Here is a 24,763-nt window from a genome sequence, read left to right on the forward strand (position 1 = left end):
GCTAAGCGAACTGTGCCACCTCAGCGTCGCTGGTTATAGACGTCAAGACATACCGCGCCCAGCAACACGAGGCCCTTGATCACCTGCTGGTAGTCGATCCCGATGCCGAGGATCGACATGCCATTGTTCATCACCCCCATGATCAGCGCGCCGATCACGGCGCCGGCGACCCGCCCGACGCCGCCATAGGCCGAGGCCCCGCCGATGAAGCATGCGGCGATCACGTCGAGCTCGAAGCCGACCCCGGCCTTTGGTGTCGCGGTGTTGAGCCTTGCTGCGAACACCAGGCCGGCGAGCGCCGCCAGCACACCCATGTTGACGAAGGTGAGGAAGGTCAGCCGTTCGGTCTTGATGCCGGAAAGCTTGGCCGCCTTTTCATTGCCGCCGACGGCATAGATCTGCCGGCCAATGGTGGTTCGCGCGGTGACGAAACCATAGAGCGCGATCAGCGCGATCATGATCACCAGTACGTTGGGGAGACCACGATGCGAAGCGATCAGATAGGTAAAATACATCACCACGCCGAACAGGACTGCGTTCTTGAGCGCAAAGAAAGCGGTGGGCTCGACCTCGACACCATGGCTGGCCCGGCGGGCGCGCGTCGTGACGCTGACGTATACCAGGCCAAGCGCCAGCACGGCGCCGATCAATAGCGAGGTCGGGTTGAGCGAGCCGGCGCCGGGGAACAGTTCAGGAATGAACCCGGAGGAAAGTTTCTGGAACGTCGGTGAAAACGGGCCGACCGATTGGCCTTGCAACACCGCCAGCGCCAGCCCCTTGAACACCAGCATGCCGGCCAGCGTGACGATAAAGGACGGAATCTTGAAATAGGCCACCCAGTAACCCTGTGCCGCACCGATCAGCCCACCGAGCGCGAGGCAGATGATCGCGGCTGGAATGAAATGCATGCCGTAACGTACCATCAGCACCGCGGCGATCGCGCCGATGAAGCCCGCGACCGATCCGACCGACAGATCGATGTGCCCGGTGACGATGACCAGCAGCATGCCGAGCGCCATGATCACGATATAGCTGTTCTGCAGCACCAGATTGGTGAGGTTGAGCGGGCGCAGCAGCGTGCCGTCGGTAACGACCTCGAAGAACAGCATGATCGCGAACAGCGACAACAACATGCCGTATTCGCGCAAATTGGCCTTGAGAAAGCCCGCATGCTTGCGCGCCTCGGGAAGCATCACGGTGTTATCGCTCATGGATGCGCCTCTCCCAATAACTTCTCTTCCAGTTTTCGTTCCAGGTCTCTGTCGACCAGTTGCTCGCCCTTGCGCACGATGACCCGCATGATTTTTTCCTGCGTCGCCTCGGCGTGATCGAACTCGCCGACAAAGGCCCCACCGTTCATGACGCAGATGCGGTCACAGATCCCGAGCAATTCCGGCATTTCCGACGAGATCACGATGACGGCCTTGCCGGCATCGGCCAGCTCGTTGATGATGCAATAGATCTCATACTTGGCGCCGATGTCGATACCGCGGGTCGGCTCGTCCAGGATCAGGATTTCCGGATCGGTGAACAGCCATTTCGACAGCACCACCTTTTGCTGGTTGCCGCCGGACAGGTTGCCGGACGTCTGATAGACATCGGAACAGCGGATGCGCATGCGGTTGCGATAATCGCTCGCCACCTGCAACTCCTTGATGTCGTCGATGACGCGGCCGGCTGCGACGCTATCGAGATTGGCAAGCGTGATGTTCTTGCGCACGTCTTCAGCGAGCAGCAGGCCGAGCTGCTTGCGATCCTCGGTGACGTAGGCGAGGCCAGCGTCGATGGCGCGGCTCACGGTCGAGAGGTCGATCTCGCGACCATGCAGCAAGGCGCGACCCGTGATGTTGCGGCCCCAGGAACGGCCGAACAGGCTCATGGCGAATTCGGTGCGCCCTGCGCCCATCAAACCGGCGATACCGACGATCTCGCCGCGGCGAACCTGAAAGTCCACATTCTTGATGACCTGCCGGTCGGCATGCTGGGGATGATAGACCGACCAATTCTCGACCTTGAACACCACCTCGCCGATGTCAGGCTCCCGCTTCGGAAAGCGATGCTCGAGGTCGCGATCCACCATCTTGCGGATGATGCGATCCTCCTCGACCGCACCCTGCTCACAATCCAGCGTATCGACAGTACGGCCATCGCGCAGCACCGTAATGCGGTCGGCGACGCGGGCCACCTCGTTGAGCTTGTGCGAGATCAGGACCGCGGACATGCCATGGGAGCGAAACTCGAGCAGAAGGTCGAGCAGCGCCGCGCTGTCGCTTTCGTTCAGGCTGGCGGTCGGCTCGTCGAGAATCAGAAGGCGCACTTCCTTGGACAGCGCCTTGGCGATCTCGACCAGTTGCTGCTTGCCGACGCCGATATCGGTGACCAGCGTATCCGGCGCCTCATTGAGCCCCACTTTCGCCAGCAGCTGCTGCGACCGCCTGTAGACCGCGTCGCGATCGATCATGCCGAAGCGCGACGGCGGATTGGCAATGAAGATGTTCTCCGCGATCGAGAGCAGCGGGATCAACGCAAGCTCCTGATGAATGATGATGATGCCAAGCGCCTCGGAATCGTTGATGTCGCGGAAGTGGCGCACCTGGCCGTCATAGATGATGCTGCCGTCATAGCTGCCATCGGGATAGACGCCGCTCAGCACCTTCATCAAGGTCGATTTGCCGGCGCCGTTCTCGCCCACCAGCGCGTGGATCTCGCCCTGCCTTACGGTGAAATTGACGTCGTCGAGCGCTTTGACGCCGGCGAAGGCTTTGCCGATACCGCGCATTTCAAGCAATGTGGTCATTCAAATTCCCTGGAACCGGCAGGAAGTAAGGGATGGCCGCGGCGTATGCCACGAAGACGCGCTTCGCGCTTTTGCCACGGCCATCCGCTTTGTCACAACTCGTCTTAGTTGATTTGCGCCTTCTTGTAATAACCGCCGTCGATCAGGACTTTCTCCCAATTGGTCTTGTCGACGACGACAGGCTTGAGCAAATAGGACGGCACGACCTTGACACCATTCTTGTAGGTGGTGGTGTCGTTGACCGTTACGGTCTTGCCGCTCAACGCCGCGTCCACCATGTCGGCGGTGACCTTGGCAAGGTCGCGGGTATCCTTGAAGATCGTGGAGTATTGCTCGCCGCGCAGCATCGATTTGATGGAAGGCACTTCGGCGTCCTGACCGCTCACGATCGGCATCGGCATATTGCCGCTGCCGTAGCCGACGCCCTTGAGCGACGACAGGATGCCGATCGAAAGGCCGTCATAGGGCGAAAGCACCGCGTCGACCCGTTTGGTGGTGTAGAACGCGCTGAGCAGATTATCCATCCGGGCCTGCGCCGTGGCGCCGTCCCAGCGCAGCGTCGAGACCTTGTCCATTCCCATCTGCTTGCTCACGACCACGAGCTTGCCGCTGTCGATATAGGGCTGCAGCACCGACATCGCGCCGTTGTAGAAGAAATAGGCGTTGTTGTCGTCGGGTGAGCCGCCGAACAGCTCGATGTTGAACGGGCCCTTGCCTTCCTTCAGCTTCAGCCCCTGCTCGATCGACTGCGCCTGCTGCACGCCGACCTGGAAATTGTCGAACGTCGCATAATAGTCGACGTTGGGGGTGTCGCGGATCAGCCGGTCATAGGCGATCACGGTAATGCCCTTGTCCTTGGCCTGCTTGAGTACATCGGACAGGGTGGTGCCGTCGATCGAAGCAATCACCAGTACCTTGGCGCCCTTGGTCACCATGTTCTCGATCTGGGAAAGCTGGTTTGGAATGTCGTCTTCGGCGTATTGCAGGTCGGTATTGTAACCGCGCTCCTTCAGCACCTTGACGATATTGTTGCCGTCATCGATCCAGCGCGCCGAAGCCTTGGTGGGCATGGCGATGCCTACAGTGGGCTTGGTTTGCGCGAGCGCGGGTTGCGCAAGGGCGACCGCGCCGAGCAAGACGGCCGATAGAGCAGATTTGAGTAGTTTCATGTTTTCACTCCCAGGTGTTGAGCGTTAATCGCCGCGTTATCAGCGGTTTGCTTTTGGCGCCGGTAACGTCTCGGCGCATCATTGGGGAACGTCGGGTCGGCGGAGACGTGAACGGATGATCGGTCACACCTTGTGGTTCCGCAAGTACATGCAGCGCTCATGCGCCGTATTGTGAAGCGACCCATCATGTGTGACCGAGCCTGATGCGAGGTTCCGGCCGCCCCCGTGCGCCGACGTCGAGAACGAAGGTTTGGCCGTGGTGCGGGTCGGCAGCCCTGGCATGCTCGTCCATGCCCTCCCAGGCCGTGGTGACCAGCAGCGAAGCGAAACTGCGTCCGACAAAGACCGGGCAACTCGGCTGCTTCGCCGGAATCCTGATGGTGCGGACCCGATCGCCCTCCGGGGTATAGACATCGATGCAGGATCCGCCCCAGCGCGCATTCCAGATCAACCCCTCGGCGTCGACCACGGCGCCATCCAGGCCGCCTACCCCGCCGCTGTTATCATAGAGTGTCTCGGGCTCTCCGATCGGCACCGCATTCGCCGGGTCGACGGCGACGCGGTAAAGGACGCCCTCGCTGCTATCGGTGAAATAGGCCGTGGCACCGTCGGGCGAAAAGCAGATCGCGTTCGGGATGGTAATGTCACCATAGAGCCGAAGCAGCTCGCCGCGGTAGAAGCGATAGATCGCCCCGGCTCCCTTTTCGGCGTTGAGGCCCATGGTCCCGATCCAGAGCGCGCCGCAGGGATGCACGCGTCCATCGTTGGAGCGGGTTGCCGCATTGTCCGCTTCGAGCGGCATATGAAGCGTGAGGCGGCCATCCGCGATATCGCGGACATAGAGGCCGTTTTCGGTCGCAAGCAACTGGCGCTGGTCGTCGATGAACGCCAGCACGCTGGCCATCAGCGGAAGCGCGTGCGAAGTGACCACGCCGGATGCAAGGTCGGCCCGAAACAATTGGCGCTCGATGATATCGAACCACCATGCGGTATCGGTCGCCGCATCATAGGCGCAGCCCTCGCCGAGATGACAATGCCAATCGCTCAGGATGCTGGTGCCGACTTCTTCCACGCGAGCTCCCTTATTCCCCTGCAACCTTACTCACCGAGAATCGATACAGCGACGTGTGACGATAGGTCTGCCCGGGATCGAGCCGCGCCGATGGAAAGTCGGGACGGTTTGGCGTGTCGGGATAGACCTGTGGTTCCAGGCAGAGCGCGTCGTACTGTCGGTGAATGCGGCCATACTTGCCGGTCACGGACCCGTCGAGAAAATTGCCGGAATAGAACTGGACGCCCGGCTGGTTGGTCCAGAGTTCGAGAACCCGGCCCGACTTCGGGTCTTCCACGCGGGCGGCAAAGCGCGGCTCGGTGGTCGCGCCGCCGGGCAGACAGAAATTGTGGTCGTAGCCTTGCCGAATCTGAACCTGTTCGGTCGCATCGCGCAGGCGGGCGCCGACCGGACAGGATTTGCGAAAATCAAACGGCGTTGCATCGACCTTGCCTGGCGCGCCCAACGGAATGCCGGCGGCACTGATCGGCAGATAGGAGTCCGCCGCGATCGTCAGATGATGATCGAGCACGTCGCCACTGGACTCGACACCTGCGAGATTGAAGAAGCTGTGGTTGGTCAGATTGACGTTCGTCGGCTTGTCGGTCACCCCTGAGAATTCGAGCGCGAGCTCGCTGCCACCGGAAATGCGATAGGTGGTCTCGGTTTTCAGCGTTTCGGGATAGCCTTCCTCGCCATCAGGACTGACATAGGACAGCGTCACGTAAGGCGCCGGGTCTTCACCCATTGCCGTGATGGTCCATGGTTTGCGATCGAAGCCTTGCAGCCCACCATGCAGCGCGTTGGCTCCGTCGTTGGTGGGCAACTGAAAGCGTTCGCCATCGAGTTCGAAGGTGCCGCCCGCGATCCGGTTGGCATAGCGCCCGACCGTGGCGCCGAGGAAACGCCGAACCGCGAGATAGCCTGCAAGATCATCGCGGCCAAGGACCACATCGGCAAGGCGCCCGGCCCGGTCAGGTACGAAGATGGACTGCAGCGCCGCACCATAGGTGATGAGGCGCACCTCGAAACCATCCGCACCGCGCAGCCGCACCATTTCGATCGCGGTGCCGTCCGGAAGATGCCCGAATATCTCGCGAACAGTCTTCGCTGTCTGTGATTGGCCTGTCTGCGTCACGTCATACCTCGATGAATGGTTCGACGTCGCGGCGCCGGCCGAGCATGAAGGCATCGGCGACATGGACCAACGGCGACAGATCGACATCGGACGCACCGCTTGCGATCAGTTCGACGAAGCGCCGATAGATGCCGAGATACTCCGCCTGCTGCTCGTCAACCAGGATATGGCCATCATGCGAGAGATGGCTGCCGCCGGAAGCGAGCGTCAACCACCCGGCGTCCGTCTCGACCCGGATATCCCAGATCTGCGGACCGGTCTGGCGCCAGTCGAATTCCGCCCGGATCGGAATCCCCGTCTCGTCCGAAAAGACGAGATCGGCCGCAATCGGCGCCGCGCGATTGCGCGGGAAGGACAACTCGGCTTCCGTCAGAAAGAACGGCCGCGGCAGGATGCGGGTCAGGATCGAAAGCGCGTTGATGCCGGGATCGAATACGCCAAGCCCGCCCGGCTCCCAGATCCAAGCCTGGCCGGGATGCCATACCCTGACATCCTCCTTCCATTCGACGACCACCGACTTGATCTGTCGAGCGCTGAGAAAATTTCTTGCGGGTTCGACGGCCGGCGCAAAACGCGAATGCCAGGTTGCAAACAGCGTTCGTCCGGTTTGCCTAGCCGCAGCGACCAGAGGATCGAGTTCACTGACGGTGGCGCCCGGCGGCTTCTCGAGCAGCACGTGCTTGCCGGCCTTCAGCGCAGCCGCCGCCTGCACATGGCGCACCTGGGGCGGCGTGCAGAGCGCAACGGCATCAATGTCGGGCCTGGCACCCAGCAGTTCGTCAAGCGTCGTAAAATGCGCGATCCCGTCGATCGAAGCATTGCGGCTGGCGATCGCCGCAAGTTCGATGCCGTCAGTGCCTGATATCGCGGGAATATGCTGATCCCTGGCGATCTTGCCGAGGCCGACGATGGCAATGCGAATGGTGGTCACGTCAGTTCTTCCCGACGTTCGAGGAACGATGTCAGCGGCTCACTTGCCCCAGCGCAGCACCAGCGGACTCAGCCGGTTCGCGATTTCCATCAGGCCCGCCCGCACGGCCGGATGCAGCGGTTGAAGCGGAAGACGAACGGTCTCGTGCCTGATGACGCCGCCTTCCTTCATCAGCGCCTTGCAGGCGATCAGGCCGCACTGGCGGTTTTCATAGTTGATCAGCGGCAGCCAGCGTTCATAGGCCGCAACCGCCTCGGCGCGGCGGCCGGCGAAATACGGATCGGTGATTTGGCGAATGCCGTCGGGATAACCGCCGCCGGTCATGGCGCCGGTCGCGCCGGCATCAAGGTCGGCCATCAGCGTAATCGCCTCCTCGCCGTCCCACGGACCTTCGATCGCCGCGCCGCCGAGCGCGATCAACTCGCGCAGCTTGGCGGCAGCCTGGGGCGTCTCGATCTTGAAATAGGCGATGTTCGCAAGCTCGCGCGCCATGCGGGCGAGAAAGGCCGCTGACAGGGCCGTGCCGGCGACCGGCGCATCCTGGATCATGATCGGAATCGAGATCGCATCCGAAACGGTGCGGAAAAACTCGTAGATGGCGTTTTCCCCGACCCGGATGGTCGCGCCATGATAGGGCGGCATCACCATCACCATCGCGGCGCCGGCCTGCTGGGCTCGCCGCGAACGTTCAGCACAGATGTGCGAAGCAAAATGCGTGGTCGTGACGATGACGGGGACGCGTCCCGCGACGTGGGTCAATACGGCGTCGAGCACCGTGTCGCGCTCGGCGTCGGTCAACACGAACTGCTCGGAGAAGTTGGCGAGGATGCACAGTCCCTGCGAGCCGGCATCGATCATGCAATCGACGGCACGTTTCTGTCCATCGAGATCGAGCCGGCCGTCGCCGTCAAACACCGTCGGCACGACTGGAAACACGCCCTTATAAGGTCGTTCGACGGTGGAAGCTGCCATGACCATTCTCCGCTTTCGCCTTAACCAGCCGCGCCGTGGCGGCGCAGGCCGTTGAAGATAACTTCCTTCATCGCCGCAGAGGCCGCCTCGGCATTCCGCTCGGCGATTGCGTCGACAATTCGTTCGTGGGCTGCGATGGTGAGTTCGCGCTCGCGCTCCTCGGTCGGCGCGCTCAGCCGAAACGACGCGCGCAATGCCGCCTCGATCACGGCGCCGATCGATCGCATGAACGGGTTGGCCGAACTGGTCGCGATGTCGAGGTGCAGCCGAAGATCGGCATCGGCGAATTCAATTGAATCAGAAGCAAAGCTGCGCATTTTTGCGATGCTGTCGCGCAGTTGAGCGACCACATCATCCGCCCGTCGCCCGGCGGCAAGGGCTGCGGCATGCGGCTCGACGGCGAGGCGGATGTCGGCCAGATCACGAAGAAACCGCTTGTCGATCCCGGCTTCGAGGTGCCAGCCGAGCACGTCGGAATCGAACATGTTCCAGGCCGAACGTTCCCTGACCCGCGTGCCGACGCCCGCCTTGGCGTTGAGCAATCCCTTGGCGGACAACGTCTTGACGCTTTCACGCAATACGGTGCGCGAGACGTCGAACATGGCAGTCAGCTCCGCATCGCGCGGCAGACTGGCGCCTTCCGGATAGCGGCCGACAATGATGTCGATCCCGATCGTCCGGGTCACTTCCACCTGGCTGAAATGACCGCGGCCCGGCGCAATCACAACCCGGTCGGACCTCATGACAGGTCTCGTGGAGTCATGGCTGGTTTCGCTCCCTAATCGTTGCGGACCGTCCCGCCTCTTCGGGCGAGATCAAGCTGTCGCGATGTCCCCCATGCCACAACCCCCGGGCCTTGTATAGCATATTATCATATTAGTATGACTTTCTTTGATCCCCTCTGTATCCGCAAGACCTCCGGTCCCTGTCACGGCCTTGCGCAAAGGTGCGCCGTTGGCGCCATGCCATGTCAACAGTTTCCACATCGTGGGTAAAAACTGAAAACTGTAGACACTGTAGCGGTGAACCGGTATGAACAGCGACCTGCGGGCAACCGCATCGTCGGTCGAAAAAAGCGTTTCGAACGCCCGCGCCGGACACCTGGCGCCACCGATGTCTTCAGCCAAAACACTGTGCGCCGTTGCATTTTTTCACGGCCAAACCGGCTTTCATCACTCCGAGGGAATCGACAGTGGACATTTGGAGCAGATCCATGCGCCGTACCGTGCTTGCGTTCGCAACGCTTCTTGCCGTGTGCGGCGTCGCAACGGCAGAAACATACCCCTCCCGTCGGATCACCGTGATCGTGCCGTTCGGCGCGGGCAGCGGCACGGACGGCGTGGCTCGGATTGTCACGCAACGGCTCGCCGAAATGCTCAAGACGACCATCGTGGTGGAAAACCGCGCCGGCGCGAGCGGCGCGATCGGTGCGGTCGCGACCGCGCGCTCCGCGCCGGACGGTTACACGCTGATGTTCGGCGGATCATCCACGCATGCCGCCAACCCCAGTCTGCTCAAATCCATCCAGTATTCCCCCAAGGACGACTTTGCGCCCGTCTCCCGTGTCGGCCTGTTCCCCTATATCCTCGTCGTCAATCCCGGGATCGAGGCCAAAAGCGTCGGCGAGCTGATCGCGCTTGCAAAGCAGAAGCCCGGCTCGATGTCGTTTGCCTATTCGAATGCGCTGGGCCAGCTTGCCGGCGAAATGTTCAAACGTCGCGCCGGTATCGATGTCCAGGCTGTGCCGTACAAGAGCAGTCCGGAGGCCATTACGGACGTCATTGCCGGTCGCGTTTCCCTGATGTTCAACGATGTGACTTCTACCCTGCCGCTGGCGCGATCGGGCCAGCTTCGCGCGCTCGTGACCATCACCAAGGACCGGACCAAGCTGCTCTCCGAACTGCCGACCGTACAGGAGCAGGGAGTTGATTTAGGAAATCTCTCCGCGTGGACCGGGGTGTTCGCCCCCAAGGGGACCCCGCCGGAGGTGGTTGAACAGCTGTCGGGGGCGCTCCGAGAAATTCTGGACGAACCCGCAGTCCGCCAACGCCTCGCCGAAATCGGCTTCGAAGCGCAGTGGCTCTCGCCGAAACAATTCGCCGAGCACGTGGCTGCCGACATCGAGCGTTGGGCAACGCTGACCAAAGAAGCCGGCATCGTACCTCAGTGAAGCCGACGATTCCGGTTATGACGGTAAGCCAGGCAGATCGAGACCGTTGGTCCTTGCACACTCGATCGCGGTCTCATAGCCCGCATCCGCATGGCGCATGACCCCCGTCGCCGGGTCATTCCAAAGCACCCGCTCGAGGCGGCGCGCGGCCTCCGGCGTTCCGTCAGCGACAATCACCATGCCGGCGTGCTGCGAATAGCCGATACCGACGCCGCCGCCGTGGTGCAGCGAGACCCACGTGGCCCCGCTCGCACAATTGAGCAGCGCATTGAGCAGCGGCCAGTCCGACACCGCGTCCGAGCCGTCGCGCATCGCTTCGGTCTCGCGGTTCGGGCTCGCCACCGAGCCGCTGTCGAGATGATCGCGACCGATCACGATCGGCGCCTTCAGTTCGCCGCGCGCCACCATTTCGTTGAACGCCAGGCCCAACCTGTGGCGATCGCCAAGGCCGACCCAACAGATCCGCGCCGGCAGCCCCTGGAACTTGATCCTCGCGCGGGCCATGTCGAGCCAGTTGTGCAGATGCTTGTCGTCAGGCATCAGCTCCTTGACCTTGGCATCGGTGCGGAAAATGTCTTCAGGATCCCCCGATAGCGCGGCCCACCGGAATGGCCCGACGCCGCGGCAGAACAGCGGACGGATATAGGCCGGGACGAAGCCGGGGAAATCGAACGCGTTCTTCAATCCCATGTCCTTCGCCATCTGGCGGATGTTGTTGCCGTAGTCGAGCGTCGGAATGCCCTGGGCGTGGAAATCCAGCATGGCCTGGACGTGGCCGACCATGGAAGTCTTCGCCGCCGCCTCAACTGCTTTCGGATCGGCCTCGCGCCTGGACGTCCACTCGGCAAGCGTCCATCCCTTCGGCAGATAGCCGTTGATCGGATCGTGCGCGCTGGTCTGGTCGGTGACGATGTCGGGCCTGACACCACGGCGCACCAGCTCGGGAAAAATATCGGCGGCGTTGCCGAGCAGGCCGACCGAGACGGGCTTGTTGCTCTGCGCCGCCTCCGCCATGATCGCGAGCGCCTCATCGAGCGTGCTGGCCTGACGGTCGAGGTAACCCGTGCGCAGCCGCATCTCGATGCGGCTCGGCTGGCATTCGACCGCGAGCATCGACGCACCGGCCATCGTCGCGGCAAGCGGTTGCGCGCCGCCCATGCCTCCGAGCCCTGCGGTCAGGATCCACTTGCCCGCGAGGCTGCCGCCGTAATGACGGCGACCCACCTCGACGAACGTTTCGTACGTCCCCTGCACGATGCCCTGGCTGCCGATGTAGATCCAGGAGCCGGCCGTCATCTGCCCGAACATCATCAAGCCCTGCTTGTCGAGCTCATTGAAGTGATCGAGCGTCGCCCAGTGCGGTACCAGGTTCGAATTCGCGATCAGCACGCGCGGCGCATCGGGATGGGTGCGGAAAATTCCGACCGGCTTGCCCGACTGAACCACCAGCGTCTGGTCGGCTTCGAGCTTGCGCAGTGACGCAACGATGCGATCGAAACTGTCCCAGTCGCGGGCTGCGCGGCCAATGCCGCCATAGACGACGAGTTCGCTCGGTCGTTCCGCAACATCAGGATCGAGATTGTTCATCAGCATTCGGAGCGGCGCTTCGGTGAGCCAGCTCTTGGCGCTGATCTCGGACCCCTGCGGCGATCGGATGACGCGGTCGTTGTCCAGTCGGCGGTTCATGACAGATGACCTTTCTCGGCAAGTCTTGTTCAGGCAAGTCTTGTTCAGCAAGTCTTGTTCAGGCAAGCATTGGAAACGGGTTGTTCTTGAGCACCGAAATCGCGGCTGATGGCAATGCACCGGCTGCGACCAGCGCTGTTGCTTTCGCAATGTCGTCGGCCATGTAGCGATCGCCACCGAGCGCCGGTACTTGCTCACGCAGCGTAGCAATCACCGCAGCAAGTGCCGGGCTGGTCGTATGCGGCGCGCGCAGCCCGATGCCCTGCGCCGCCACCAGCAGCTCGATGCCGAGAATGGTCGCAAGATTATCCGCCATGTCAGACAACCGGCGCGCGGCATGCGCGGCCATCGACACATGGTCTTCCTGGTTGGCGCTGGTCGGTGTCGAATCGATCGAGCAGGCCGCGGCACGTTGCTTGTTCTCGGCATAGAGCGCGGCCGCCGTCACTTCGGCAATCATGAAGCCGGAATTGATGCCGGGCTCCGGTGTGAGGAATGGCGGCAGACCAAAGTTCAACGCGGGATCGACCAGTGTCGCAATGCGCCGCTCGCTGATGGCGCCGATCTCGGACAAGGCCAGCGCGATCTGGTCGGCGGCAAAGGCAACCGGCTCGGCGTGAAAATTTCCACCCGAGACGATCTCTCCGGTCTCTACCAGCACCAGCGGATTGTCGGTGACCGCGTTGGCCTCGATCGTCAATGTGCGGGCGGCTTGCGTCAGCAGGTCAAGTACGGCGCCGGCCACCTGCGGCTGGCAACGCAGGCAATACGGATCCTGCACCCGCTCGTCGCCCTCCAGATGCGAGTTCCTGATGTCACTGCCCTCCAGCAACGCTGTCAGCGCCGCCCCGGCGGCGATCTGCCCGGCATGCCCTCGCAACTGCTGGATCTCGGCGCGAAACGGCGCTGTCGAAGCCATCGCCGCATCGACCGACAAGGCGCCGGTCACCAGCGTCGCGCAGAGCAGGCCGTGCGCGCGCAACAGACCCGAAATCGCATAGGCCGTCGAAAACTGCGTGCCGTTGATCAAGGCGAGCCCTTCCTTCGGCCCGAGCGTCACCGGCGCGAGGCCGGCGGAAGCCAGCGCATCAAGGCCCGGCATGACCTTGCCATCAATCAGCGCCTGCCCCTCACCGATCATGACGGCTGTCATATGCGCCAGCGGCGCCAGATCGCCCGACGCGCCCACCGATCCCTGCTGCGGCACCAGCGGATAAATACCGCGCGCCAGCATGGCCTGCAGTTGCTCGATGATGTCGCGGCGAACACCTGACGCGCCCCGCCCCAGGGAGACGATCTTCAGCGCCATCATGAGGCGCACGATCGGCTCCGGCGTCGGCGGCCCTACGCCACAACAATGCGACACGATCAGGTTTCGTTGCAGCAGCGTCGTCTGGTCCGGTGGAATTCGCTTCGACGCCAGTTTTCCGAACCCCGTATTGATGCCGTAAGCCGGAACATCAGCGCCCGCGGCCTTCGCAACGATGGCCGCAGCCGCCTCGACGCGCGGCAGAAAGGATGGATCGAGCGCGACGGCCTCGCCCGCAAGCACCTGCGCCAGTTCATCGAGGCCAACCATTCCCGGCGAAACAACAATGGATGCGACGCGGTCGCTCATCGTCCCCTCCACACCCTCGAATGCAACGGGTTGAAGCCCATCCGGTAGACGAGTTCGGCGGGCCGCTCGATATCCCAGATCGCCAGATCGCACCATTTGCCTGTTACGAGCGTGCCGGTCTCGCCGAGAATGCCGAGTGCGCGCGCCCCTTCCCGCGTCACACCGGCCAGGCATTCGGCAACATTCATCCGGAACAGCGTCGCGCCCATATTCATGGCCAGTAGAAGCGACGTCAGCGGCGAACTGCCGGGATTGCAATCGGTCGCGAGCGCCATGTTGACGCCGTGGGCACGGAACAGTTCGACGGGCGGTTTTGTGATTTCGCGAATGAAATAGAACGCGCCCGGCAACAGCACGGCCACCGTGCCAGCCCGCGCCATGGCCGAGGCGCCGGCTTCATCCGTGTGTTCCAGGTGATCAGCGGATAGAGCAGAGAATTCCGCAGCAAGGGCCGCTCCGCCGAGGTTCGACAATTGATCCGCATGCAGTTTGACCGGCAATCCCAGTGCCTTGGCCGCGCGAAACACCTGCGCCGTTTGATCGTCTGAAAAGGCGATGCCTTCCATGAAGGCGTCGACAGCGTCCGCAAGCCCGGCCTGCGCCACGGCCGGCAGCATCTCGCGGCAAACAAGCTCGATGTAGCGATCCTTGTCGCCATCGGCCTCCGGCGGCAACGCATGCGCGCCAAGAAAGCTGGTTCGGACGCTGACCCGGCGGTCGCGGCCCAACGCACGCGCGGCGGACAGCTGTCGCATCTCGGTCTCGGTGTTGAGCCCATAGCCGGACTTGATCTCCACTGTCGTCACGCCCTCGCCGATCAGCGAATCTAACCGCGGCAGCGCGCCGGCAACGAGGTCGGCTTCGCTGGAGGCCCGCGTCGCGGCAACCGTTGAGACGATGCCGCCGCCCGCCCGCGCGATCTCCTCATAGCTGGCGCCCTGCAGCCGCAGCTCGAACTCGTGCGCGCGGTTTCCGCCGAACACCAGATGGGTATGACAATCGATCAGTCCCGGCGTGATCCACCGCCCCTCGCAATCGATCCGCTCACTCGTGTCGGCGTCAGACGGAAAATCGGAACGGCTGCCGGCGAAGACGATGCGGCCATCCCGCGCGGCGATCACGCCGTGCTCGATCACGCCGAGGTCGGGCAGATCCTCCCTGATGGTGGCGAGTCGGGCATTATGCCAAATTCGATCAAAACGCTCGGCCATGCAGCATTCCCTCAAAGGCAGAAGCTTGACGGGACGATATGTCTATACATATTATCGTGCCGGTGTTCTGTCCAGCCGGTTTGGAAAACATGTCCACTCTGCATTTCGCGTCAGCGCTGCTCCCGTCCGGGTGGGCCGATGACGTGCAGGTGGTTGTGGCCGATGGGATCATCACCAGGATTACCGTCGGCGCGGCGCCGGAGGCCGACGACGAACGCCACCAGCTGGCCATCCCGGGAATAGCGAGCCTGCACAGTCACGCGTTCCAGCGTGGCATGGCGGGGCTTGCCGAAACACGCGGTAATACCGCCGATACCTTCTGGACATGGCGCGAGACGATGTATCGCTTCGCGCTTGATATGACGCCCGAAGACACCGAAGCCGTCGCAACGTTGCTCTATGTCGAGATGCTCGAGCAAGGTTTCACGCGCGTCGGGGAATTCCACTATCTCCATCACGACCACGACGGCACGCCCTATGCCAATCCGGCCGAGATGGCGACGCGAATTGCGCAAGCCGCCGAGGCCACCGGCATCGGGCTAACGCTGCTGCCGAGTTTCTACGCGCACGGCTCCTTTGGTGGCGCCGCGCCCCATGCCGGCCAGCGCCGCTTCATCTGTTCAGTCGACCAGTTCGCCAAACTGATTGCCGCCACAAGGCTGGCCGTCCGTGCGTTGCCCGGCGCCAATGTCGGCATCGCCCCGCACAGCCTGCGCGCCGTGACGCCGGACGAACTGGCGGCCATCGTGCCGTTGGCCGAAGGCGGGCCGATCCATATCCATGCCGCCGAACAGACCAGGGAAGTCGAGGAGTGCCTCGCATGGTCGGGCCGGCGGCCGGTCGAGTGGCTGCTCGAACAAGCGCCCGTCGATCGGCGCTGGTGCCTGATCCATGCGACGCACACCACCGCAACCGAGATCGCCGCGCTTGCCAAAAGCCGCGCCGTCGCGGGCCTCTGCCCGGTTACCGAAGCAAGCCTTGGCGACGGTACTTTTCCGGCGCGCGAATTCCTCGACGCCGGCGGCCGGTTCGGCGTGGGCACTGATTCCAATGTCCTCATCGGCGTCGCCGATGAACTGCGCCAGCTCGAATATGGCCAGCGGCTCAAACACCGCGAGCGCAATGTGTTGTCCGGCGGTCCCGGTATTTCGACCGGACGGGCGTTGTTCGACGCCGCGCTGGCCGGCGGCACCCAGGCGCTCGCACAGCCGACCACAGGAATCCAGGCAGGCGCACGCGCCGATATCGTCACGCTCGACACCGCGCATCCGTCGCTCGCCGGGCGCCATCGGGATGCGGTCATCGACGGTTGGATTTTTGCGGCCAATGCGGGGGCTATCGACTGCGTCTGGGCAGGCGGCAGCAAGGTCGTTGAAGGCGGGCGGCACCGGCTCCGCCAGAAGGCGCGCGAGACATTCAACGTTGCCGTGCGAAGGCTCGTCGCATGAGCCTCTCGATCGACCGCGACAAACACCAGACAGCCGACAAGCCGACGCTGTACAAGCAGATACGCCTCGACATCGAACGTCGCATCCTGACCGGTGAATGGCCGCCGGGTCACCGCATCCCGTTCGAACACGAACTCATGGCGCGCTATGGCTGCGCGCGAATGACCGTGAGCAAGGCGCTGTCGGAACTGGCGCAAGCCGATCTCATCGAGCGGCGGCGGCGGGCCGGCACCTTTGTGCGCCGTCCCAAATTTCTGTCAGCAGTCCTGACAATTCCCGACATCCGCGCGGAGATCACCGCGCTCGGCCGCAGCTATGGCTATCAGCTGATCCAGTGCTCGCGCCGCACTGCAAATGCCGCCGACCGCGCGCGTCTTGGTGTGCGGAAAACCGGGAAAGTGATCGCCATTGCCTGTCGCCACAGCGCCGATGGCGTGCCGTTCGCGATCGAGGACAGGCTGATCGATCTCGACGCGGTGCCCGAAGCCGCCACGGCCGATTTTGCGGTCGAACCGCCCGGCACGTGGTTGCTTCACCATGTCCCATGGACGGAAGCAGAGCATTCGATCAGCGCTATCGTGGCCGACGACAAGGCCGCAGCCGCACTGGACATTGCGATCGGTGCGCCCTGCCTCGTGATCGACCGCCACACCTGGCGCAGTGCACGGACACTGACGGCCGTGAGGCTCGTTTATCCGGGCGAGTCCCACAAACTGGTTGCCCGCTTCAAGGGCGGCTGAGAGGGATATCAATGCGCAGAAGGTCCGGCACAATTTATGCAACGCAAGTTACAAAGCAGGAATTACAAAAGCAGCAACGCTGCCGAACAGGTGAGCAAGACGCAATCCATGAACCAGAAAAGGGATACAGCCATGCTTAGTTTTAGAGTATTCGCCGCAACCGCGGCACTCCTGGTGTCCGCACCAGCCGTCGCACAGGACGTAAAGGTCGGCATCGGTATCTCCGGCTGGACCGGCTTTGCACCGCTCACGCTCGCAAACCAGGCGGGCATCTTCAAGAAGAACGGCCTCGACGTGACGATCAAGAAGATCCCGCAAAAAGATCGCCATCTGGCCATTGCGTCAGGTGACATTCAGTGCGCGGCGACCACGGTGGAAACCTGGATTTCCTGGAATGCCAATGGCGTCGCGACCAAGCAGATCTTCCAGCTCGACAAGAGCTACGGCGCCGACGGCATGGCAACACGAAACGACGTCGCCGCGATCAAGGATCTGAAGGGCAAGACGGTCGCCGCGTCCGCCCCCGGCACCGCCCCCTATTTCACCCTGGCCTGGATGCTCAAGAAGAACGGTCTCACGGTCAAGGACGTGACCGTGGTGAACCTGGAGCCCGCCGCGGCCGCGCAGGCCTTCGTGGCCGGCCAGAACGATGCGGCCATGACCTATGAGCCTTACCTCTCGACGGTGCGTGCCGCGCCGGACAAGGGCAAGATCATCGCCACCACGCTCGACTATCCGATGATCATGGACACGTTCGGCTGCACGCCGAAATTCCTGACCGAGAATCCAAAGGCCGCGCAAGCGCTGGCCGACAGTTATTTCGAGGCGGTGGCCCTGATCGAAAAGGATAAGGCCAAATCTTACGAGATCATGGGATCCGACGTGAAGCAGTCCGGCGAGCAGTTCGGCAATTCGGCAAAGTATCTGCGCTGGCAGGACAAGGCCGCGAACCAGAAATTCTTCGCGGGCGAGTTCCAGGCTTTCACCAAGGAAGCTGGAGAGCTGCTGCTCGAGATCGGCATCATCAAATCGATCCCGAAGACCGAAGACCTCTTCGACGCGAGCTTCATCAAGTAGACCAGGCGACGCCGCGACGGTCCCGCTTCACGAATTTGAAGCGGGACATTTCGCGCTCTGCGCTCCGCCTTGAGGATTAGCCTTTGATAAGACCCCTCGATCCCGTGACGTCGAAGCAGCGCGTGGCCTACGGCTTCGCGTTCTTCGTACTGTTCGTTGCCCTTTGGGCATGGGCCACGCTTGGCGGCTACGTGTCAAAAACGTTTCTCGCCAACCCGCTGACCATGCTGCAGGAAGGCTGGGAACTGCTGGTCAAGCATGGCTTCCTGTACGATATCGGCATGACGATATGGCGGGTGATCGGCGGCTTCGTGCTGGCGGCCATCATCGCGGTGCCGCTCGGCGTTCTGATGGGGGCTTACAAACCGATCGAGGCTTTTCTCGAACCGTTCGTCTCGTTCGCCCGTTACCTGCCCGCCTCGGCCTTCATCCCGCTGTTGATCCTCTGGGCCGGCATCGGCGAACTGCAAAAGCTGCTGGTGATTTTCATCGGCTCGATATTCCAGATCATCCTGATGATCGCCGTGAACGTCGGCAACACGAGGCGCGATCTCGTTGAAGCCGCCTACACTCTTGGCGCCGGCGACAGCGGTATCATCCGCCGCGTGCTGTTGCCCTCGTCTGCCCCCGAGATCGCGGAAATCCTTCGGCTCGTCCTGGGTTGGGCGTGGACCTATGTCATTGTCGCCGAACTGATCGGCTCATCCTCGGGCATCGGCCACATGATCACCGACAGCCAGGCGCTGCTCAACACCGGGCAGATCATTTTCGGCATCATCGTCATCGGGCTGATCGGCCTCGTGTCCGACTTCCTGTTCAAGGCGTTCAACGCCTGGCTGTTTCCATGGAGACTAGCGTGACCACGCTCAAGATCGATCAGGTCTCGCGCACGTTCCCTGCGCGCCAGGGCAATGCGCCGACGCGCGCACTGGAGCCGACCAATCTTGATGTCGGCAACAACGACTTCGTCACCATCCTTGGGCCATCGGGCTGCGGAAAATCCACGCTGCTGCGCATCATCGCCGGGCTCGACCGGCCGACCAGCGGTCGCGTCATTCTCGACGGGCAGGAGGTAACGCGCCCCGGCGCGGATCGCGGCATGGTGTTTCAGTCCTACACGTTATTCCCGTGGCTGACGGTGCGGGAAAACATCGCGTTCGGGCTGCGCGAGCGCGGCGTGTCTGAAGCGGAACGCGGCAAGATCGCCGATGGCTTCATCCAACGGGTTGGTTTGTCCGGCTTCGAAAATCACTGGCCAAAGCAGCTCTCCGGCGGCATGCAGCAACGCACGGCGATCGCGCGTGCGCTTGCCAACGATCCCAAGATTCTGCTGCTCGACGAGCCGTTCGGCGCACTCGATAACCAGACCCGCGTGCTGATGCAGGAAATGCTGCTCGGCATCTGGGAGCGCGACCAGAAAACCGTGTTGTTCGTCACCCACGACATCGAGGAAGCCATCTTCCTCGGCAGCCGCGTCATCGTCATGAGCGCCCGCCCCGGCCGCATCAAGGCCGAGATCGCGGTCGATCTGCCCCACCCGCGATCCTACAAGATCAAGACCGCGCCCGAATTCGTCCAGCTGAAGGAACGGCTGGTGGAGGAGATCCGTGCCGAGGCCTTGAAGGTGGCGGTTGATGCCTAGTATTCGCACCGTATCGCGTCATCCTGAGGTGCGCTCGGCGGCGCAATTGCGCCGCTGGCTTGCGCGCCTCGAAGAATGAGAAGCGCCCGCAGCCCATCCTTCGAGGCTCGCCCAGCGGTGCAAATGCACCGCAGGGCTCGCACCTCCAGCGACAACGGCGAAGCCGTTGCGCGGGGATGACGTGTACCGGACCGATCCAAAAGTTATTCCACCTCAACTGTCTTGATCCAGCCCAGCGCCGGCGCAACTTTTTCGGCGATCAGCTCGATCGATCGCAGAACGAATGGGTGCGGCGGGTCGACCGAATGCGCCTGAAACACAAGATCGGTCACCCGCTCCAAAATGCTGTCGGCGCGCAGCGAGGCGATGACATCATTAGGCGTCCCGACATGGGTATCGAATGCGGTGATCATGTCGCTCAACGCTCCCCCCGGCGGGGCATGGCCGCCGGCGATGAAGCTCGCGCGCGCACGCCGCAATCCGATGTCGGCCAGCCGCAGCGCCTCCTTGCGATCGTCGGCGGCGAAGATGCTGCGCGATGCCATGATCCGCGGCTCGCGCCCGGGCGGCAGTCCGGCGAGATAGGCGTCGATGATGGGGTTCTGAATTTCGGCGAGCGTCGCGTGCGGCGCTTCCCTTGATCGTGGCTGTGTTCGCGACAACAGCAAACCGTCGCCCGCTTTGCCGGCCCTCGTCCCGCCGCTGACGGAAAAGGTCGCCTGCCAGATCCGGTCGCACAGTTGCGGCCCCGGTGGATAGAGCCTATCGCCGCCGGCCAGCGGCCCGCCGGTCAAGGCGTTGCGGACGATGTCGAGATTGTCAGCAAAAATCTCCGCGCGTTGTCCACTGTCCAGCCCAAAGGCGGCAAAGGCTGACGGGTTTCCGCCGGTGCCGACACCAAGCTCAAAACGGCCGTTTGATAACAGGTCGAGGACCGCGGCGTCCTCCGCCACTCTTACGGGATTTTCCAGCGGCAGGGTAACGATGCCGGTACCGAGACGAATGCGGGATGTCTGTGCCGCGACGAAGCCGAGAAAAGCGAAGGGCGCCGGAAGCCCGCCCTCGCTTTCATGAAAATGGTGCTGCGCGATCCACGCGGAATCAAGACCTGCTGTTTCCGCGTGGACGATCTGCGCTGCCGCGAGGCGATATCGTTCCGCCGGACCCACGTCGTCGAGCAGCCGCGTGAAAAAACCCAATCGCTTCAAATTTGGCAGATGATTCATGAAGCCCTTCGAAGCGATCAGACCGGCAGCGCGTCGAGATGACACGCGGCCCACTGGTCGTCGGCAACCGCGCGAAGTTTCGGCTCCTCGGTCCGGCAGCGATCGAACACGTAGGGGCACCTGGTGTGGAATCGACAACCGCTCGGCGGATTGATCGGGCTCGGCACGTCGCCCTTCAGGATGATCGGGTTGCGGATCGCCCCGGGCTCCGGCACCGGCACCGCCGACAGCAACGCTCTGGTATAGGGATGCCTGGGCGCGGTGAAGATCTGCTGCCTGGGCGCCATCTCGACGATCTTGCCGAGATACATCACGGCGACACGGTGCGTCATGTGCTCGACGATCGCCAGATCGTGGCTGATGAAGAGCAACGCGAGGCCGAACTCGCGCTGCAGATCCTGCAGCAGGTTGACGATCTGCGCCTTGACCGAGACGTCGAGCGCCGAGACCGCTTCGTCGCAGACGATCAGTTCGGGCTCCGCCGCCAATGCCCGGGCGATACCGATGCGCTGGCGCTGGCCGCCCGAGAATTCGTGCGGCCGGCGGCCCAGCGCGTCACGCGGCAGGCGCACGGTGTCCATCAGCGCTGCAACCTTGGCGTCGAGTTCGGCGGAGGATTTGGCGAGACCAAAATTGCGGATCGGCTCAGCCAGGATGTCGCGCACGCGCATGCGCGGATTGAGGCTGGAGAACGGATCCTGGAACACCACCTGCACACGGCGGCGCATGCTGCGCAGGGCTGCGGGTGAAGCATCGTCGATGCGCTGGCCGTCGAGCACCACCTGGCCTGCCGTGATGTCGAACAGGCGCAGAATCGCGCGACCGACCGTCGACTTGCCGCAACCGGACTCGCCGACCAGCGACAGCGTCTCGCCGCGCGCGACCTCAAAGGACACGCCGTCCACCGCATAGACCCACTTGGATTTGCGGCTGAACAAGCCACCGCGGACCGGAAAATGCTTCTTGAGATCGTTGACCTGCAGCAACGGGACTTGCAGAGGGACTTGGAGCAGTGGCGCGTTCATGCTGCAGCCGCCTCCTTGGCGGCATAGTGGCAGGCAGCGATATGGCGGGGGCCCTTCTCTTCAAGACCTGGCGCGACCTGCCGGCAGAGATCGGTCGCCAGCGCGCACCGCCCCGCGAACACACAGCCCTCGATCCGTCCTTTGAGGCTGGGCACCTGGCCCGGGATTTCGGCGAGACGCCGCGCGGCCCCTGTCAACGAAGAGCCGAGCTTCGGCACCGCGCCGAGCAGACCCTGCGTATAGGGATGACGCGGCGAGCGGAACAGCTCGGCCACCGGCGCCTCCTCGACCTTGCGGCCGGCATACATCACCATGACGCGCTCGGCGATTTCGGCGACCACGCCGAGATCATGGGTGACCAGAATGATCGCCGCACCGACCCGACGCTTGAGGTCCAGCATCAACTGCAGGATCTGCGCCTGGATCGTGACGTCGAGCGCCGTGGTCGGCTCGTCGGCAATCAGAAGTTTTGGGTTGCAGGCCAGCGCCATCGCGATCATCACGCGCTGGCGCATTCCGCCGGAAAGCTGATGCGGATATTCGCGCACGCGCCGCACCGACTCCGGGATGCCGACCAGATTCAGCATCTCGACGGCGCGGGCCTCGGCGGCCTGCTTGTCGAGCCCCTGATGCATGCGCAGCGTCTCGCCGATCTGGCGGCCGACGGTCAGCACCGGATTGAGGCTCGTCATCGGCTCCTGGAAGATCATCGAAATGTCGTTGCCACGGATGTCGCGCATTTCGCGCTCGGAGAGTTGCAGCAAATTCTTGCCCTGGAAGCGGATCGAGCCTGCGATCTTGCCCGGAGGTTCGGGGATCAAACGCATCAACGACATCGAGGTGACCGACTTGCCGCAACCGGATTCGCCGACGATGGCCAGCGTCTCGCCTTCATTGACATGGAAGGAAACACCGTCGACGGCGCGGTTGATGCCCTCGGGGGTCCGGAAATGGGTCTGCAGATTTTCGACTTCGAGCAATGCCATTACAGGCTCTCTACAGGCTCTTGGCCATTCGCGGATCGAGCGCGTCACGCAGCCCGTCGCCAAGCAGGTTGACGGCAAGCACGGTGACGGACAGGAACGCAGCGGGAAAGAATACGATGTAGGGTTTGACCTGCCACAGCGCCCTGCCCTCGGCCATGATGTTGCCCCAGGACGGAATGGTGGGTGGTGTGCCGGCGCCGATGAAGGAGAGAATGGATTCCACGATCATGGCGCTGGCGCAGATATAAGTCGCCTGGACCAACATCGGCGCCAGCGTGTTGGGCAGGATGTGGCGCAGGATGATCATCGGCGTTCGTGTGCCGGAAGCTATCGCGGCGTCCACATAGGGCTGCTCGCGCAGCGACAGCACGACGCTGCGCACCAGGCGCGAGACGCGGGGGATTTCCGCTACCGTGATCGCCAAAATCACGTTGCCGACGCTGGCGCGCGTCAGCGCCATCAGCGCAACCGCAAGCAGGATCGGCGGGATCGACATCAGCCCGTCCATGAACCGCATGATGATGCCGTCGGCCCATCGTACGAACCCGGAGACAAGGCCGATGGCGAGACCGGCCAGCGAGGCCAGCACCGCCACCGAAAGACCGACCGTAAGCGAGACCCGCGCCCCGTAGATCACGCGTGAATAGATGTCGCGGCCGAGCAAGTCAGTCCCGAACCAGTAGTCCGCGGAAGGCATGCGCGTACGCTTGGCGGGCGCGATCGCGGTCGGATCGACGGTCCCAAGCCAGGGCGCCAGCACTCCGACCAGGACGAGACAGAGCAGCAAAGCACTGCCGATCGCCACCGTCGGATGGTTGCGCAGGAAGCCGAGCACGCCGCGCCGAATTTTGACCGGCGCCAGCAGGTCCGGCAATTGCGGCGCGACCACAAGGCCCGGCGGTATCCGTACCGTGCTGGTTTCCAGGACGGTCAATAGCGGATCCTCGGGTCAACCAGGGTGTAGGTGACGTCGACCATCAGATTGACCAGCACATAGAGGAAACTGAACAGCAGCACGATGCCCTGGATGACAGGGTAGTCGCGGCGCAGGATCGCGTCGATCGTGAGCCGGCCGAGGCCCGGAATGGCGAACACGCTTTCGGTGACCACCGCGCCGCCGATCAAAAGCGCGATGCCGATACCGATCACCGTCACGATCGGAACCGCCGCGTTCTTCAGCGCGTGAACGAACAAGATGCTGCGCTGGTCAAGGCCTTTGGCGCGGGCGGTGCGGACATAGTCCTGCTGCAGCACCTCGAGCATCGACGCCCGGGTAATGCGCGCGATCAGCGCGATGTAGACGCTGCCAAGCGCGAGCGACGGCAGGATCAGGTTCTGGAACCATGGCCAGACGCCATTGGACAGCGGCGTATAGCCCTGCACCGGAAGCCATTCGAACTGCAGCGCGAACACGTAGGCGAGGACATAGCCGACGACAAAGACGGGAAGCGAGAAGGCGAACACGGCAAAGGCCATGATGGTGCGATCGATCCAGCTTCCCGCCTTCCATGCCGCCATCACGCCGAGCGGCACCGCGACAAGGATGGTCAGGACAAGCGTAATCGCCATCAGCGAGAGTGTCGGCTCGATGCGCTGCGCGATCATCTTGGAGACCGGCAAATTGGTGAAGATCGAGGTGCCGAGATTCCCGTGCAAGATGTCCCATAGCCAGCTGCCGAACTGGACAAGGAACGGCCGGTCGAGGCCGAGGCTTTGGCGTATCCGCTCAACGTCGGCGGGGCTCGCCTGGTCGCCTGCAATCACCGCGGCGGGATCGCCCGGCGCGATATAAAGCAGGCTGAAGACGAACAGCGCGACGATCCCCATCACGGGCAAGGTCGAGAGAATGCGCCGCAGGATATACGAGAGCATGTCG

Annotated in this window: 22 protein-coding genes; 6 read left to right on the forward strand and 16 right to left on the reverse strand. The window is 63.0% G+C overall.

Annotated features, from left to right (window positions below; translation table 11 throughout):
- Nucleotides 1-20: 20 nt before the first annotated feature.
- The 8 genes from mmsB to JQ574_RS01255 form a co-directional block, all read right to left on the reverse strand.
- Complete coding sequence (mmsB, locus tag JQ574_RS01220) at nt 21-1,211, reverse strand: multiple monosaccharide ABC transporter permease (RefSeq protein ID WP_212205846.1); 1,191 nt, start codon at nt 1,209-1,211, stop codon at nt 21-23.
- A complete protein-coding gene (gene mmsA / locus JQ574_RS01225) occupies nt 1,208-2,797 on the reverse strand; it encodes a multiple monosaccharide ABC transporter ATP-binding protein (RefSeq protein ID WP_212205844.1) in 1,590 nt (529 codons plus the stop codon). Before mmsA ends, mmsB begins: the two co-directional genes overlap by 4 nt.
- 104 nt (nt 2,798-2,901) lie before the next feature.
- Nucleotides 2,902-3,966, reverse strand: a complete 1,065-nt coding sequence (chvE, locus tag JQ574_RS01230) for a multiple monosaccharide ABC transporter substrate-binding protein (protein ID WP_212205842.1) — start codon at nt 3,964-3,966, stop codon at nt 2,902-2,904.
- Between the two features lie 184 nt (nt 3,967-4,150).
- Nucleotides 4,151-5,038, reverse strand: coding sequence for an SMP-30/gluconolactonase/LRE family protein (locus JQ574_RS01235; protein ID WP_212205840.1), 888 nt, complete (start codon nt 5,036-5,038; stop codon nt 4,151-4,153).
- A gap of 10 nt (nt 5,039-5,048) precedes the next feature.
- Nucleotides 5,049-6,155 carry an aldose epimerase family protein gene (locus JQ574_RS01240; protein ID WP_312014644.1) on the reverse strand — a complete coding sequence of 369 codons (1,107 nt, stop codon included), beginning with the start codon at nt 6,153-6,155 and terminating at the stop codon, nt 5,049-5,051.
- Between the two features lies 1 nt (nt 6,156).
- Nucleotides 6,157-7,086 (reverse strand): Gfo/Idh/MocA family protein, encoded by a 930-nt coding sequence (locus JQ574_RS01245; RefSeq protein ID WP_212205838.1) that lies wholly within the window; start codon nt 7,084-7,086, stop codon nt 6,157-6,159.
- A 39-nt stretch (nt 7,087-7,125) separates the two neighbouring features.
- Nucleotides 7,126-8,064 carry a dihydrodipicolinate synthase family protein gene (locus JQ574_RS01250; RefSeq protein WP_409363374.1) on the reverse strand — a complete coding sequence of 313 codons (939 nt, stop codon included), beginning with the start codon at nt 8,062-8,064 and terminating at the stop codon, nt 7,126-7,128.
- A gap of 14 nt (nt 8,065-8,078) precedes the next feature.
- On the reverse strand, nt 8,079-8,801 hold the full coding sequence (locus JQ574_RS01255; RefSeq protein ID WP_212205828.1) for a FadR/GntR family transcriptional regulator: 723 nt from the start codon (nt 8,799-8,801) through the stop codon (nt 8,079-8,081).
- A gap of 470 nt (nt 8,802-9,271) precedes the next feature.
- On the opposite strand from JQ574_RS01255, the gene JQ574_RS01260 reads away from it, so the two are divergent.
- The gene (locus JQ574_RS01260) at nt 9,272-10,228 is read left to right on the forward strand and encodes a tripartite tricarboxylate transporter substrate binding protein (protein WP_212205826.1); all 957 of its coding nucleotides are present in this window, start codon (nt 9,272-9,274) and stop codon (nt 10,226-10,228) included.
- 15 nt (nt 10,229-10,243) lie between these two features.
- On the opposite strand, the gene hutU is transcribed toward JQ574_RS01260, so the two are convergent.
- Genes hutU through hutI form a run of 3 tightly spaced genes read right to left on the reverse strand, consistent with a single transcriptional unit; the run spans nt 10,244 to nt 14,743 of the window.
- Entirely contained in the window at nt 10,244-11,914 is a 1,671-nt protein-coding gene (gene hutU, locus JQ574_RS01265; RefSeq protein ID WP_212205819.1) for a urocanate hydratase, read from the reverse strand.
- A gap of 58 nt (nt 11,915-11,972) precedes the next feature.
- Nucleotides 11,973-13,532, reverse strand: coding sequence for a histidine ammonia-lyase (gene hutH / locus JQ574_RS01270; protein ID WP_212205817.1), 1,560 nt, complete (start codon nt 13,530-13,532; stop codon nt 11,973-11,975).
- Nucleotides 13,529-14,743, reverse strand: a complete 1,215-nt coding sequence (hutI, locus tag JQ574_RS01275; RefSeq protein WP_212205815.1) for an imidazolonepropionase — start codon at nt 14,741-14,743, stop codon at nt 13,529-13,531. The genes hutH and hutI overlap by 4 nt, the downstream gene beginning before the upstream one ends.
- An 89-nt stretch (nt 14,744-14,832) precedes the next feature.
- On the opposite strand from hutI, the gene JQ574_RS01280 reads away from it, so the two are divergent.
- From JQ574_RS01280 to JQ574_RS01300, 5 genes are all read left to right on the forward strand, one after another.
- Nucleotides 14,833-16,191, forward strand: a complete 1,359-nt coding sequence (locus JQ574_RS01280) for a formimidoylglutamate deiminase (RefSeq protein ID WP_212205813.1) — start codon at nt 14,833-14,835, stop codon at nt 16,189-16,191.
- Nucleotides 16,188-16,931, forward strand: a complete 744-nt coding sequence (hutC, locus tag JQ574_RS01285) for a histidine utilization repressor (protein WP_212205811.1) — start codon at nt 16,188-16,190, stop codon at nt 16,929-16,931. Before JQ574_RS01280 ends, hutC begins: the two co-directional genes overlap by 4 nt.
- A 132-nt stretch (nt 16,932-17,063) precedes the next feature.
- Entirely contained in the window at nt 17,064-18,008 is a 945-nt protein-coding gene (locus JQ574_RS01290; RefSeq protein ID WP_212205809.1) for an ABC transporter substrate-binding protein, read from the forward strand.
- 86 nt (nt 18,009-18,094) lie between these two features.
- The gene (locus tag JQ574_RS01295; protein ID WP_212206010.1) at nt 18,095-18,868 is read left to right on the forward strand and encodes an ABC transporter permease; all 774 of its coding nucleotides are present in this window, start codon (nt 18,095-18,097) and stop codon (nt 18,866-18,868) included.
- A complete protein-coding gene (locus JQ574_RS01300) occupies nt 18,865-19,650 on the forward strand; it encodes an ABC transporter ATP-binding protein (protein WP_212205806.1) in 786 nt (261 codons plus the stop codon). Before JQ574_RS01295 ends, JQ574_RS01300 begins: the two co-directional genes overlap by 4 nt.
- A gap of 203 nt (nt 19,651-19,853) precedes the next feature.
- Here the strand turns inward: JQ574_RS01300 and JQ574_RS01305 are convergent, their stop codons facing one another.
- The 5 genes from JQ574_RS01305 to JQ574_RS01325 are packed head-to-tail and all read right to left on the reverse strand — an operon-like array spanning nt 19,854 to nt 24,759.
- Complete coding sequence (locus tag JQ574_RS01305) at nt 19,854-20,876, reverse strand: putative FMN-dependent luciferase-like monooxygenase (RefSeq protein WP_212205804.1); 1,023 nt, start codon at nt 20,874-20,876, stop codon at nt 19,854-19,856.
- A 17-nt stretch (nt 20,877-20,893) separates the two neighbouring features.
- Entirely contained in the window at nt 20,894-21,874 is a 981-nt protein-coding gene (locus JQ574_RS01310; protein ID WP_212276052.1) for an ABC transporter ATP-binding protein, read from the reverse strand.
- Nucleotides 21,875-21,897: 23 nt separating this feature from the next.
- On the reverse strand, nt 21,898-22,887 hold the full coding sequence (locus JQ574_RS01315) for an ABC transporter ATP-binding protein (RefSeq protein ID WP_212205802.1): 990 nt from the start codon (nt 22,885-22,887) through the stop codon (nt 21,898-21,900).
- A 10-nt stretch (nt 22,888-22,897) separates the two neighbouring features.
- Nucleotides 22,898-23,821 (reverse strand): ABC transporter permease, encoded by a 924-nt coding sequence (locus tag JQ574_RS01320; RefSeq protein ID WP_212205800.1) that lies wholly within the window; start codon nt 23,819-23,821, stop codon nt 22,898-22,900.
- Nucleotides 23,818-24,759, reverse strand: a complete 942-nt coding sequence (locus tag JQ574_RS01325) for an ABC transporter permease (protein WP_212205798.1) — start codon at nt 24,757-24,759, stop codon at nt 23,818-23,820. The genes JQ574_RS01320 and JQ574_RS01325 overlap by 4 nt, the downstream gene beginning before the upstream one ends.
- Nucleotides 24,760-24,763: the final 4 nt, after the last annotated feature.

The sequence above is a fragment of the Bradyrhizobium sp. AUGA SZCCT0158 genome, assembly GCF_018130065.1.
GTDB lineage: Bacteria > Pseudomonadota > Alphaproteobacteria > Rhizobiales > Xanthobacteraceae > Bradyrhizobium.